Raw genomic sequence first — 13609 nt, 5'->3', positions numbered from 1 at the left:
GTTGCGCCGGCACACAAGGTTCGAAGTCCTCTGCAATGAAAGCATCGCTAGTCCTGAAGATGGGCCAGCAGCTGACGATGACACCGCAGCTGCAACAAGCCATACGACTGCTCCAGCTCTCGACCCTCGACCTCCAGCAGGAGATCCAGGAAGCGCTGGACTCCAATCCCATGCTCGAACGCGAAGAAGACGGGGACGACTTCGACAATCCCGATCCGATGGCCGAGGCACTCGACAAGAAAACCGAGAACACCCCAGCCGAGCACGGCAGCCCGGACAGCCCGTACGAAGAACCCATCAATACGGTGGAAAATTTCGATGAAGGCGATTGGGGCGAGCGCATTCCCAACGAGCTGCCGGTAGACACCGCCTGGGAAGACATCTACCAGACCAGCGCCAGCAGCCTGCCCAGCAATGATGACGACGAATGGGACTTCACCACCCGCACCTCATCGGGCGAGAGCCTGCAGACCCATCTGCTCTGGCAACTCAACCTGGCACCGATGAGCGACACCGACCGACTCATCGCCACCACCCTGATCGACTGCATCAACCCCCAGGGCTACCTGGATGAGAGCCTCGAAGAAGTGCTGGAGTCCTTCGATCCCGAACTGGAGATCGAGCTCGACGAAATCGAGGTGGTGCTGCACCGCATCCAGCAATTCGAGCCCGCCGGCATAGGCGCACGCGACCTGCGCGAGTGCCTGCTGCTGCAATTGCGCCAGTTACCCGAGCACACCGCCTGGCTGAGCGAAGCCACGCGCCTGGTTGGCGAGCATCTGGACCTGCTCGGCAGCCGCGACTACAGCCTGCTGCTGCGGCGCATGAAGCTCAAGGAAGACGAACTGCGTCAGGTCATCGACCTGATCCAGTCACTCAACCCGCGCCCCGGCTCGCAGATCGAAACGAGCGAACCGGAATACATCGTTCCCGACGTGATCGTGCGCAAAGACAACAACCGCTGGCTGGTCGAACTGAACCAGGACGCGATGCCGCGCCTGCGGGTGAACGCCCAGTATGCAGGCTTCGTCAAGCGCGCCGACTCCAGCGCCGACAACACCTTCATGCGCAATCAGCTGCAGGAAGCACGCTGGTTCATCAAGAGCCTGCTCAGCCGCAACGAGACACTGATGAAGGTCGCCACCCAGATCGTCGAACACCAGCGCGGCTTTCTCGAGCACGGTGACGAGGCGATGAAGCCGCTGGTTTTGCACGACATTGCCGAAGTGGTGGGCATGCATGAATCGACCATTTCCCGCGTCACCACCCAGAAATACATGCATACGCCGCGTGGCATCTACGAGCTGAAATACTTTTTCTCGAGCCACGTCAGCACCGCCGAAGGAGGCGAGTGCTCATCCACCGCCATTCGCGCGATCATCAAGAAGCTGGTGGCGGCGGAAAACCCCAAAAAGCCATTGAGTGACAGCAAGATCGCTGGTCTACTTGAAGAGCAGGGTATTCAGGTGGCACGCCGAACCGTCGCCAAATACCGGGAATCCTTGGGCATTGCGCCATCCAGCGAGCGCAAGCGATTGTTGTAAAGACAGGTTTGCTAGAAACCAGGCGACCTGGCCGATTTCTTCCGGTGACGGGCTCCAGGCCCGTCAATTCGCCCGAAGCAACAAGGAGAAGCAGTATGCAAGTCAAGATCACCGGCCTTCATCTGGAAGTAACCGAAGCACTGCGTGACTATATCGATGAGAAACTGCAGCGGCTGGAAAGGCATTTCGATCGCATCATCGATATCCAGGTCGTTCTGCAGGTTGAAAAACTGAAGCAGAAAGCCGAAGCCACCATGCATATCGCTGGTCGCGAAGTAGTCGCCAATGCCGAACACGAAGACATGTACGCTGCGATAGACCTGCTCGCCGACAAGCTCGACCGACAGTTGATCAAGCACAAAGAGAAACAACTCGACCATAACCAGGGTGCCGTGGCTCGCTGACCCATGATCCGACTCGAAAACATCCTCGCCCCCGGACGTTCACTCGTGAACGTACCGGGCGGCAGCAAGAAACGCGTCCTGGAACAGATCGCCAAGGTGATCGGCCAGGACCTTCCCGATCTCGACACACAGAATATTTTCGAAAGCTTCGTTGCACGCGAAAAGCTCGGCTCCACCGGTTTCGGCAATGGCATCGCCATACCGCACTGCCGGATGCCCGGCTGCACGACGCCGCTCAGTGCGGTGCTGCGACTCGACGCGCCGGTGGATTTCGATGCCATCGATGGCGCCCCGGTCGATCTGCTGTTCGTGCTTCTGGTACCGGAAGCCGCGACCGACGAGCACCTCGAACTGCTTCGCCAGATTGCCAGCATGCTGGACCAGGAAGAAGTCCGTGAGCGGCTGCGCAACGTCGCAACCGGCCAGGAGCTGTATCAGGCAGTGGTCGATATCCAGCACGGCCACTAAACAGGCCGGATGACCCGCAACCAGGGAGCGAGACGTGTCCGCAATCAGTCCCTCACGAATTTCGCGCCACTGCTGCCAGCAGCAAGGTTCGCAACGCCGATGCCCAACACTGTTGGATACTTCGCTGCCATGCGCCTGATCATTGTCAGCGGGCGCTCCGGTTCAGGTAAAAGCACGGCTCTCGACGTTCTCGAAGACAATGGCTTCTATTGCATCGACAACCTCCCTGCCGGGCTGCTGCCGGAGCTGGCGGAAAAAGCCCTGTTGCATACCGAACTGCTGCAACCGCAGGTGGCGGTCTCCATCGACGCACGCAATCTGCCGAGTCAACTCAAGCGCTTTCCTGAGCTACTAGAGGAGGCCCGCGCCCGGCATATCCAGTGTGACGTGCTCTACCTGGACGCAGCCGACGAGACGCTGCTCAAGCGCTTCTCGGAAACACGCCGACGACACCCCCTGACCAATGAGAAACGCTCCCTGGCCGAAGCCATACGTGATGAAGAATTATTGCTGGCGCCGATCATCGATCAGGCCGATCTGAAAATCGACACCACCAACCTCAATCTTTACCAGCTGCGCGATTCGCTGAAGCTGCGCCTGCTGAACAAGCCGGAGCCCGGCACCGCCTTCCTCTTCGAGTCCTTCGGATTCAAGCGTGGCATGCCGGTGGACGCCGATCTGGTCTTCGATGTCCGCTGCCTGCCAAACCCTTACTGGAGAGCTGAGCTGCGGGACTTTTCGGGACTGGATCAATCCGTCATCGACTATCTGGACACCCAGGGCGATGTCGAAGAAATGTTTCAGGACATCTTCGGCTATCTGAACAAATGGCTCCCCCGATTCGCCGCCAGCAACCGCGCCTATGTCACAGTAGCCATTGGCTGTACGGGCGGCCATCATCGCTCGGTCTACCTGGCCGAACGGCTTTGCCGGGCATTGCGCGAGCCCTTGAAAAACGTCCAGGTCCGCCACCGCGACCTGGCCTAGGAACCGACATGCCCTCCTGCGAAATCACCATCATCAACAAGCTGGGCCTGCATGCCCGCGCGGCAGCCAAGTTCGTCGGCGTCGCCAACCAGTTTCCCTGCGATATCCGCGTCGGGCACGGGCCGGCCAGCCTGATCAACGGCAAAAGCATCATGGCCGTGATGATGCTCGCCGCCAGCAAGGGCACCAATCTGCACCTGCAGACCGAAGGCCAGCAGGAAGAAGAAGCCCTCAAGGCCCTGATTGCCCTGATCGAGGACTACTTCGAAGAAGGGGAGTAAAGGCGGTTGCAAGAATGTAGGTCGAATTAGCCGAAGGCGTAATCCGACGATTCACAGGCCCAATCCGGTTATCCGACATAACAGCTCAGCATCTATCGCGCCTGATCGTCCGCTCGTCGGGTCGGTGAAGCGTGACCCGACCTACAGCTGGAAGTCAAAAGCCGGTAACGGCGCTGGAGGCTGGACGAAGAAAAGCCGCTGCCAGCTTCAGTAGCTTGCGTCCAGCTTTCCAGCCTCAAGCGCTTTTATCGGCTTTCCGCCTTACCGCCCCGCCACCTTCATCCGCTCGATCAGCACCGACCCGGTGCGAATGCTGCTGCGCGTCTCGGTATCGCAACCCACCGCGACGATCTGCCTGAACATGTCGCGCAGGTTGCCGGCAATGGTGACTTCCTGGACCGGGAACTGGATTTCGCCGTTTTCCACCCAGAAGCCGCCGGCGCCACGCGAATAGTCGCCAGTCACCAGATTCAGCCCCTGCCCCATCAGCTCCGTGACCAGCAAGCCACGCCCCATCCGGCGGACCAGGGCTGCCTGGTCCTCATCACCGTGACTGACGAACAGGTTGTGCACGCCGCCGGCATTGGCCGTGCTGGGCATGCCCAGCTTGCGCCCTGAATAGGTACCCAACACGTAGGACACGAGCTTGCCGTTCTCGACGAAAGGCTTGGCGTAGGTTGCCAGACCATCGCCGTCATAGGCCGCGCTGGCCAGCCCCCGCGGCAAATGCGGACGCTCATCCAGGCTCAGCCACTCGGGAAACAGCGTTTGCCCCAGCGCGCCTTCCAGATAGGACGACTTGCGATAGAGATTCGCGCCGGAAATGGCGGAGAGAAAGTGGCCGAACAGACCGGTCGCCAGCTCCGACGAAAACAGCACCGGTACATCGCAGGTCGGCACGGGACGGGCGCCCAGGCGCCGTACGGCACGCTCCGCAGCACGCCGGCCAATCGCCTCCGGGGCCGCCAGTTCGCTGGCGATACGGCTGACGTCATAGTGATAGTCGCGCTGCATCTGCCCTTCGGACTCGGCGATCATCACACAGCTCAGGCTGTGTCGGCTGCTGCAATGAGCGCCGATAAAGCCGTTGCTGTTGCCATAGCCACGACAGCCCCGGTGGGTGCTCAACGTGGTCCCGTCGGCATTGAGAATGCGCTTGTCCGCAGCGAAGGCGGCGGCTTCGCAGCCGAGCGCCAACTCCACGGCCTCGTCCGGAGAAATGTCCCAAGGGTGATACAGGTCCAGGTCAACCACCTCCGTGGCCATCAGGACCGGATCGGCAAGTCCGGCGAATTCATCTTCCGAAGCGTGCCTGGCGATCGCCAGGGCTGCCGCCACGGTTTCCCGAATCGCATCCCCGCCGCTGCCGGTGGTGCTCGCCGAACCCTTGCGCTGGCCGACATAGAGCGTGATGCCGAAACCCTGATCGCGATTGAATTCGACGGTTTCGACTTCGCGCCGGCGAACACTCGTCGACAGTCCCTGCTCCATCGAGACGGACACTTCGCAGGCACTGGCGCCCTGCCTGCCCGCCTCCTCGATGATGCGCGCAACCTGTTCACGCAATGCCGGCAATGCCTGCGGGCCGATCCCCTCAACTTCACTCATAACGCACTCCACACCACTGACTCGTTCAAGATGCGCCCGCCGAGCCGACTGCGCCGGCATCAAGGCTACTGTTATCATGGCGGCATCTCCTACTGGACCTGCCCCATGTCTGATATTTCCGATCTCGATGGCTTCGAGGAAAAAAGCAAAACCCAGGTCAAGCGTGAACTGCATGCGCTGCAGGATCTTGGCGCGCGCCTCACCACGCTCAAGCCCGACGTCCTCGACCGCTTGCCGCTGACCGATGCCCTGCGCAAGGCGCTGGCCGATGCTCCGAAACACACGGCGCACATCGCGCAAAAGCGCCATCTGCAATACATCGGCAAGCTCATGCGCGCCCAGGATGTCGAGGCCATATTGGCTCTGGTCGATCAGCTCGACGCCTCCACCCGCCAGTACAACGAACGCTTCCATGCACTAGAACGCTGGCGTGACCGCCTGATTGCCGGCAACGATGAAACCCTGGAAACCTTCGTCCTCGACTACCCCGAAACCGACCGCCAGCATCTGCGCAGCCTGATCCGCCATGCCCAGCACGAAGCGGCCCGCAACAAACCACCGGCCGCCAGTCGCAAAATCTTCAAATACATCCGGGAGCTGGACGAAACCCAGCGTGGGCTGCGTTAAAAGCGAAAAGCCGACAAAAACGCTAGAAGCTTGAGGCTGGACGTAAAGCTACTCGCCTTCGTACAGCCTCCAGCGCTCTTATCGGTCTTCAGGCTCCGGTTCCCCCCACCGTAATCCCGTCGATCTTCAGCGTCGGCTGACCGACCCCGACCGGCACCGACTGGCCATCCTTGCCGCAGGTGCCGACACCGCTGTCCAGTTCCAGATCGGTGCCGACCATCGATACCTTGTTCATCACCTCCGGGCCGTTGCCGATCAGGGTCGCGCCCTTCACCGGCGCGGTAATCCTGCCGTCTTCGATCAGATAGGCCTCGCTGGTGGAGAAGACGAACTTGCCGCTGGTGATATCCACCTGGCCACCGCCGAGGCTGGCGCAATAGATGCCCTTCTTCACCGAACGGATGATTTCCTCCGGATCGCTCGCACCGGCCAGCATGTAGGTATTGGTCATGCGCGGCATGGGCAGATGGGCGTAGGACTCGCGCCGGCCATTGCCGGTCGGCGCCACGCCCATCAGCCGGGCATTGAGTTTGTCCTGGATGTAGCCCTTGAGTATTCCGTTCTCGATCAGCGTGGTGCACTGGGTTGGCGTGCCCTCGTCATCGACACTGAGCGAACCCCGGCGACCGGCCAAAGTACCGTCATCGACGATGGTGCACAGCGGCGAGGCGACCTGCTGGCCGATACGCCCGCTATAGGCCGAACTGCCCTTGCGGTTGAAATCGCCCTCCAGGCCATGCCCGACCGCCTCATGCAGCAGCACCCCGGACCAGCCCGGCCCCAATACCACCGGCAGGGTGCCGGCCGGTGCCGCCACGGCATCCAGATTCACCAGGGCCTGGCGCAGCGCTTCGCGGGCATAACCCATGGCGCGGTCTTCACTGAGGAAATAATCGTATCCGCTGCGCCCACCGCCGCCCTGCCCGCCGCGCTCGCGGCGACCGTTCTGCTCGACGATGACGCTGACGTTGAAGCGCACCAGCGGACGTATATCCGCCGCCATGCCGCCATCCAGCCCAGCCACCAGAACATGCTCCCAGACACCGGCCAGGCTCACCGTGACCTGTTTGATGCGAGGGTCCAGCGCGCGCGTGGCGACATCGATACGCTTGAGCAGCTCGACCTTCTCCGCACGGCCCAGGCCATCCAGCGGATTGTCCCGGCCATAAAGCGGCGCGAACGCCGCCTTCGACAACACCTCGACCCGCCCCTGCTGCCCACTGCGGGCAATCGAGCGAGCCGCCTGCGCGGCCTGTCGCAAAGCCTCGGCGGTAATTGCGTTGCTGTAGGCGAATCCGGTTTTCTCGCCGGACAGTGCCCGCACGCCGACACCCTGCTCGATATGAAAACCGCCTTCCTTGACGATGCCATCCTCCAGCACCCAGGTTTCGCTCACCTGATCCTGAAAATACAGATCCGCCGCATCGATACCGGGACCGGCCAGCTCGCCGAGCAGCCCCGGCAGATCATCGAGGGTCAGCCCGCCCGGTGTCAGCAGGCGCTCAGTGACAGGTAACAGCAGTTCACTCATATTCACTCCAGACGGGCCGTGCCCAGCACGGTACGGAAAACGACGGTGCGCTGCACCGGTATGCGCGGGCGACGAAGACCCTGGATCAGGTTCATTGCAGACGCTACATGATAAGGGACAGCTCCCTTACGTCCACCATCAAGCTCCAAACGGCTCAGTTAGGTTTTTCAAAGGGCTTGTCGAAGGTGATCTTCGGCGATTGCCAAGGTCCTTCGACCTTGTACTGAACGCTGGCGAAGCGGGCGACCTTGTCACCCAGCAGCTTGTCGACCACGAACAGCGCGCCACCGATGGCCGGGGCACCCACGATCAGCGCGGCCAACGGCAGGTTATTGCTCACCGGCAGGGTCACCAGCAGCTTGGCGTCGATCCGGTCATTGACCATATCCAGCGTGCCGTCGAGTTCCAGATTGCTCGACGGCCCGGTCATCGTGACGGGGCCTTTCGTCACGAAAATACCCTCGGTAGCGATCAGCTCGCCCTTGACCTGATCGTAGCTCAACCCCTTGCCGAACAGATCGGAAAAGTCCAGCCGCAGCCGCCGCCCGATGGAATCGAAATTGAGCAGGCCAAACACCCGCAATGCCTGTGCGCTGCCTTCGACCTCTCGAAACTGGCCGTTGCGCAACCGGGCGTCGAGACGACCGGACAAGCGCTGCAGACTGAAGAACGCCGGCGACCCGGACCAGTTGGCATCCGCATCCAGATGGAAACGCTCACTCGTGGTCGAGGGCGCAAAGCCCCAGGCAAGCAGCACGTCGGCCAGATTGTCGCCTTCCAGCCGACCCTTGTACCAGCTGCGCGATGCGTTCCAGCCACCCGTGCCGGCGAGCTGGAGCCCCTTCAGCCCCAGATCCAGCTCCGAGAACTCAACCCCGTCGCCGCGCGGACGCATCTTCAGCGACCAGGCGCCCAGCGGCTGCTCACCCTGCAGCACCTGGTTCACGGTGATATCCATTGGCGGCAGGCTGCGCGGATCGATGCCTGCCAGCGGGTCCTCGCGTGGCACGTCTGGCTGCGCCGGCTCGGCTGCCGGAAAGCGCAGATGCGCCAGCTTCAGCACGATGGGTTCGCCCTCGGCATCAGGCAAATGGACGTTGCCGGCGACGATCCGGCTGTCCAGCCCCAGCGCCCAGGCGCTCGACAGCCGGCGCAAATGCAGCGCAAGGTTGTCGACCTGGGTTCCCAGGCCTTCAAAGACACCGATATCAAGCTGCACGCGGCGCAGCAACGAGGTTGCCTGCTGACCCTGCGCGGGCGAGGTGTATTCGGCCAGCAGCGCCTGCCACTCTCTCAGATCGACGCGCGGCAGGCGTCCGCGCACGCGCAGGCCCTGATCGCTGCGCAGGTTCGCCGCAGCGCCACCCAGGACCAGCTCACCGCCCCCTTCGGCCCAGCGATTGGCCGGCGTATTGAAGGTCAGCGCCGCCAACGCACCGTGCTTGAGCGTGTACTGCCGGCGCTCGCCGCCCAGGGTCATGCGCAGGGTGGTGTCACGTCGCTCTCCTGCGGCCTTGGCGAAGGGCGCCGGCAGCAACAGCGCCGTTCCCAGCAAAGACGAGTCGATCTGCAGGCGGTTGTCAGCGCCATCCAGCGTCAGGCTCAACTGGAACGGCACCTCGCCCGAGGCCGGCAAGGGCTGCTCGATCTTCTGCCAGATCTTGAGCTGCGCCAGCGGCACCACGCCGCCCGCCTCGATACGGCTGACCGGCTTGCCCGGAGCGCCGATGGCGCTGGCCTTGCCCGTGACCTGACTGCCCAGTGCACGGGCACGGATGGCGGAAGCGCTGAGGCCGCGCTCGCTGTCATAGCGAAAGTCACCACTCAGGGCGTCGAGTTGCAGATCGGCCTGGGCGATGAACAGCGACGCATCAGCGCTGGAAAAATCCACCACGACCTTCGGCTGTTCAGTGCCTGCCAGCGGAATATCCAGCTTGAGCGAGCCGTTCAATGGCCCTTCGCCCCGCCATCCGGCAAACAGCCCGGCGGTACCGATAGGCGCGACCTGCATCAGGGTCAGCGCATCCCTCAGGCCCGCCTCGACCTGCCCGTCGATGGCCAGCCGCAGCGGCTGCTCCCCCTGGCCGAGCGGGATCTGCGCCAGGACATCATGCACGCGGCTGTCGAGCATGCGCCCCTCGGCGAGACGCACCCGCACCCGGTCATCCTCGATCAGCACCTCGCCGCATCCTTCGCGCAGGGCCGGCCAGCCCGGCTGGAAGGCGAACTCGGCGTCCCTGACCTTGAAGTACAGGCTCAGGCTGCGTGCCGTATTGCTGGCCGCCTTGCTCAGCGAACCCTGATACTGGAAATAGCCCTGCTCGACGAAGCCATCGCGAATCGCCGCCGTCAGCCACTCGCTCAGCGCCGGGCTCATCGCCGGCGAGCGGGTCGGCAGGTATTTTTCCGTATGGCGCGCATCGCCATCGCTGATCCCGACTCGCAGATCCATATAGTCTTCGGCCTCGGGATCGCGCATCAGACGGATCAGGAAATCACCGGCGATCCGGCCTTCCTCGCCTTCGACCTGCAGATAAGGCGCAACCAAGGTGAAGGCCTGCTCATCCAGCGTCCAGACGAGGCTGCCACGGCTGCGCCGATAGTCCCACGCACGCGGAAACAGCTCGGCCAGATGCAGGCTGAAATCCCGGCTGTCGAAGCGCAGCTCGCCGCCGCCAAGATTGCCTCGCACCAGGCCACTGACATTGCGCGCAGCCGGAATCCAGTGATAAGCGTCGATACTCGCCCTGTCGAGATTGGCGACGAACGCCAGACGCTCGGCCAACGGCGCCGCCGCACGATAGTCGAGCTGGACATTGCGCAGCGTTCCACGCGGCGCCAGCCCCTGCAGGTATTCGCCGGCGACCTCGGGCATGGGCGCCAGGGCCTGGATCAGCGCAGCCAGCGGCGCGACAGGCAGATGATCGACCTGCAACCGCCAGTGATCATGGGCGGCATCCTGCTGCAGCACCAGCGCGGTATCGCTCCAGCGGGTTTCATCGAGCCTGAAGGCCAGGTCGTCGAGCTGCAGCCGATAGCCTTCGGCGGCGCGGTCGAGATAGGCATTTATCGCCAGATCCTCGATCCGCACAAGCTCGGACTGCGCTTGCCCGACTTCAAGCGTCGTCGCGACCAGGCGGGCGACGCCACGCGTCAGGCCCCGCTCGCGCCAGTCGAGCCAGATATCACCACCGGCATGCAGGCGCTCCAGGTTCCAGTCGCCCGTCAGCTTCTCGGGCAACCAGGCTGCCCAGTCGCTTTGCGGCAACCTGAGATACAGCCGCGCCGCGCTGTCGCGCCAGTCATCGGCATCGATCCGCGCCTGGGCATTCAGGCTCAGCGGCTGACCGTCGGGCAGTACCAGGCTGCCGCTCAGCTGCAAGCGCTGATCGAGGCTGCGCAGCTCCAGGTTGGCGTAGGTCAGGGTCAGCGGCGCTTCGCCATGCGCTTCGAAGGTGACTTGGCTATCGAGCAGCGATAGCCGACCGATCCGCTGCAGTTCGGCGATGTTTTCCAGTGGATCGGTCGCTTGTTTGTCCTGCTGGGGAAAGCCCTCGACACGCCATTGTCCATCGGCATCCTGTACCAGGCTCAGGTGAATCCCGGAAAGCTCCACCGACCTGAAGTGCAACTGGCGGGCCCAGAGGCTGGCGGCTATATCAGGCTCCAGCGCCAGACGGTCCAGACGCATCGCCGCTCCCCCTTCGCCCAGCACCACATCGTGGGCCAGCAGCCGCGGCGCGAAGCCACTCCAGCGACCTTCCAGACGCCCGAGGCTGAGTGGCATGGCCAGCCACTCACGCGCCTTGTCCTGCACTTCAAGACGATACTCGGCCACCAGTGGCATCAACTGACGCCCGAGACTGACGTACAGGGCCGCCAGCATCAGGCCGACCGCAGCCAGCCAGAAACTGCGACGCAGGACGTCGAGGAAAAGCGATGAAAGCCGGCTCACGGACACGCGCTCCGGTCATCGCCAGGCAGGCGTCGGTTCAGAGCAGCACCACGTCATACTGTTCCTGCGAGTACATGGTCTCGACCTGGAACTTGATCGAGCGCCCGATAAAGCTCTCAAGGTCGGCCACATTGCCCGACTCCTCGTCGAGCAGGCGGTCGATGACTTTCTGGTTGGCCAGCACGCGATAGCCTTCAGGCTGGTAGGCACGGGCTTCGCGCAGGATCTCGCGGAAGATTTCGTAACAGACCGTTTCCGGCGTTTTCAGCTTGCCGCGCCCCTGGCAGCACATGCACGGCTCGCAGAGCACCTGTTCGAGGCTCTCGCGGGTGCGCTTGCGCGTCATCTGCACCAGCCCCAGCTCGGTGATGCCGATGATGTTGGTCTTGGCGTGGTCGCGCTCCAGCTGCTTTTCCAGGGTACGCAGCACCTGACGCCGGTGCTCCTCGTCCGCCATGTCGATGAAGTCGATGATGATGATTCCGCCGATATTGCGCAGGCGCAACTGCCGGGCGATGGCCGTGGCGGATTCGAGATTGGTCTTGAAGATGGTTTCCTCAAGCGTGCGATGACCGACGAAAGCCCCGGTGTTGACGTCGATTGTGGTCATCGCCTCGGCAGGATCGATGATCAGGTAGCCACCGGACTTGAGCATCACCTTGCGACCGAGCGCTTTCTGGATCTCATCCTCGACGCTGTACAGATCGAAAATCGGTCGCTCGCCTGGATAATGCTCCAGATGCTCGCTCAGCTCAGGCATCAATTCGTCGACGAACTGGCTGACCTTCTGGAAATTCTCTCGCGAATCGATGCGGATCTTCTCGATACGCGGATTGATCAGGTCGCGCAGGGTGCGCATCGCCAACGACAGGTCTTCATAGATCATGGTCGGCGCACCGGCGCTCTTCATCTGCTCGGCGATCTGCTCCCAGAGCCGGCGCAGATAGCGGATATCCATGAGAATTTCATCGCTGCCAGCGCCCTCAGCCGCCGTGCGCAGGATGAATCCGCCGACTTCCCTGATGCCCTCGGCGGCAATGCACTCGGCCACCACCTGCTTGAGGCGCTCGCGCTCGGCCTCGTCCTCGATACGCAGGGAAATCCCGACGTGGCTGGTTCTGGGCATATAGACCAGGTAGCGCGAGGGAATCGACAGCTGCGTGGTCAGCCGCGCGCCCTTGGTGCCGATGGGGTCCTTGGTCACCTGCACCACCAGCGCCTGGCCTTCATGGACCAGCGCGCTGATGGGCTCGACGGCATTGCCTTCACGCGCAGAAATTTCCGAAGCATGGATAAAGGCGGCGCGCTCCAGCCCGATATCGACGAACGCCGCCTGCATGCCCGGCAGTACCCGCACCACCTTGCCCTTGTAGATATTGCCGACGATGCCACGACGCTGGGTGCGTTCGACATGCACCTCCTGCAGGACACCGTTCTCCACCACCGCCACCCGAGACTCCATGGGGGTGATGTTCATCAGAATCTCTTCGCTCATTATTGTTCTCGGCCTGTGGCGTGATACGAAACAGCCGAAGCTGACAGATGAGCTCGATTCTAACGACTTGAACGCTCAAGCACAGGTGTCTGTTGCCCAGAAGGGAATTCCAAAAGCAGCAAGTAGCTGTGCCGTTTCGCCCAGAGGCAGGCCGACCACCCCGGAATAGCTGCCCTGCAGGCCGCTGACGAATACCGCGCCCAGACCCTGAATGGCGTAGCCGCCCGCCTTGTCTTGCGGCTCGCCGCTGGCCCAGTAGCGTTCGGCTTCATCAGCCGTGATCGCGCGGAACTGCACCCGGCTGCCGACCAGGCGCACCACGCAGCCGGCCTCGCTGGCCAGCGCCACGGCGGTCAGCACCTGATGTTCACGCCCGGACAGCGCCTGCAGCATCGCCAGGGCATCGGCCTTGTCGACCGGCTTACCGAGAATGCGCCCGTCCAGCACCACCGAGGTATCGGCGCCCAGCACGCAGGCCGCGGGCTCTTCAATGTGCGACAGCCCGGCCAGCGCCTTTTCCCGCGCCAGACGCTGAACGTAGGTGTCGGGCGCTTCAGCCGCATGCGGCGTCTCGTCGATGGAAACGGGAAGAAGGGTAAAGCGAACGCCGATCTGGGTCAGCAATTCACGGCGTCTGGGCGACGCGGAGGCGAGAAACAATGCGGGCATGCCTGATCCTTGTTTAAGGTCTGTTGCCATTTCGTTCGCG

At 62.7% G+C, this 13609-nt stretch carries 11 protein-coding genes; 6 read left to right on the top strand and 5 right to left on the bottom strand.

Annotation, left to right across the window (positions count from 1 at the left end; translation table 11 throughout):
- Positions 1-35: 35 nt before the first annotated feature.
- From G7020_RS14325 to G7020_RS14305, 5 genes are all read left to right on the top strand, one after another.
- A complete protein-coding gene (locus G7020_RS14325; protein WP_181085566.1) occupies positions 36-1544 on the top strand; it encodes an RNA polymerase factor sigma-54 in 1509 nt (502 codons plus the stop codon).
- Between the two features lie 95 nt (positions 1545-1639).
- A complete protein-coding gene (gene hpf / locus G7020_RS14320) occupies positions 1640-1948 on the top strand; it encodes a ribosome hibernation-promoting factor, HPF/YfiA family (RefSeq protein WP_181085564.1) in 309 nt (102 codons plus the stop codon).
- A 3-nt stretch (positions 1949-1951) separates the two neighbouring features.
- Positions 1952-2416 carry a PTS IIA-like nitrogen regulatory protein PtsN gene (ptsN, locus tag G7020_RS14315; RefSeq protein ID WP_181085562.1) on the top strand — a complete coding sequence of 155 codons (465 nt, stop codon included), beginning with the start codon at positions 1952-1954 and terminating at the stop codon, positions 2414-2416.
- Between the two features lie 129 nt (positions 2417-2545).
- Positions 2546-3403: an RNase adapter RapZ gene (rapZ, locus tag G7020_RS14310; protein WP_181085603.1), complete on the top strand. Its 858-nt coding sequence runs from the start codon at positions 2546-2548 to the stop codon at positions 3401-3403.
- A gap of 8 nt (positions 3404-3411) precedes the next feature.
- Positions 3412-3684: an HPr family phosphocarrier protein gene (locus tag G7020_RS14305; protein ID WP_181085560.1), complete on the top strand. Its 273-nt coding sequence runs from the start codon at positions 3412-3414 to the stop codon at positions 3682-3684.
- Positions 3685-3945: 261 nt separating this feature from the next.
- Here the strand turns inward: G7020_RS14305 and pmbA are convergent, their stop codons facing one another.
- Complete coding sequence (gene pmbA, locus G7020_RS14300; protein WP_181085558.1) at positions 3946-5292, bottom strand: metalloprotease PmbA; 1347 nt, start codon at positions 5290-5292, stop codon at positions 3946-3948.
- Positions 5293-5397: 105 nt separating this feature from the next.
- Here pmbA and yjgA point away from each other — a divergent pair, with 105 nt between their 5' ends.
- Positions 5398-5919, top strand: a complete 522-nt coding sequence (gene yjgA / locus G7020_RS14295; protein WP_181085557.1) for a ribosome biogenesis factor YjgA — start codon at positions 5398-5400, stop codon at positions 5917-5919.
- 88 nt (positions 5920-6007) lie between these two features.
- On the opposite strand, the gene tldD is transcribed toward yjgA, so the two are convergent.
- From tldD to G7020_RS14275, 4 genes are all read right to left on the bottom strand, one after another.
- Positions 6008-7450 carry a metalloprotease TldD gene (gene tldD, locus G7020_RS14290; RefSeq protein WP_181085555.1) on the bottom strand — a complete coding sequence of 481 codons (1443 nt, stop codon included), beginning with the start codon at positions 7448-7450 and terminating at the stop codon, positions 6008-6010.
- Positions 7451-7604: 154 nt separating this feature from the next.
- A complete protein-coding gene (locus G7020_RS14285) occupies positions 7605-11405 on the bottom strand; it encodes a YhdP family protein (RefSeq protein WP_181085553.1) in 3801 nt (1266 codons plus the stop codon).
- Positions 11406-11442: 37 nt separating this feature from the next.
- Positions 11443-12900: a ribonuclease G gene (rng, locus tag G7020_RS14280; RefSeq protein WP_181085551.1), complete on the bottom strand. Its 1458-nt coding sequence runs from the start codon at positions 12898-12900 to the stop codon at positions 11443-11445.
- A gap of 75 nt (positions 12901-12975) precedes the next feature.
- The gene (locus G7020_RS14275; RefSeq protein WP_181085549.1) at positions 12976-13569 is read right to left on the bottom strand and encodes a Maf family protein; all 594 of its coding nucleotides are present in this window, start codon (positions 13567-13569) and stop codon (positions 12976-12978) included.
- Positions 13570-13609: the final 40 nt, after the last annotated feature.

This window comes from Stutzerimonas stutzeri (assembly GCF_013522825.1).
In the GTDB taxonomy this organism is placed as follows: domain Bacteria; phylum Pseudomonadota; class Gammaproteobacteria; order Pseudomonadales; family Pseudomonadaceae; genus Stutzerimonas; species Stutzerimonas stutzeri_AK.
This window is presented reverse-complemented; position numbering and strand designations above follow the sequence as displayed.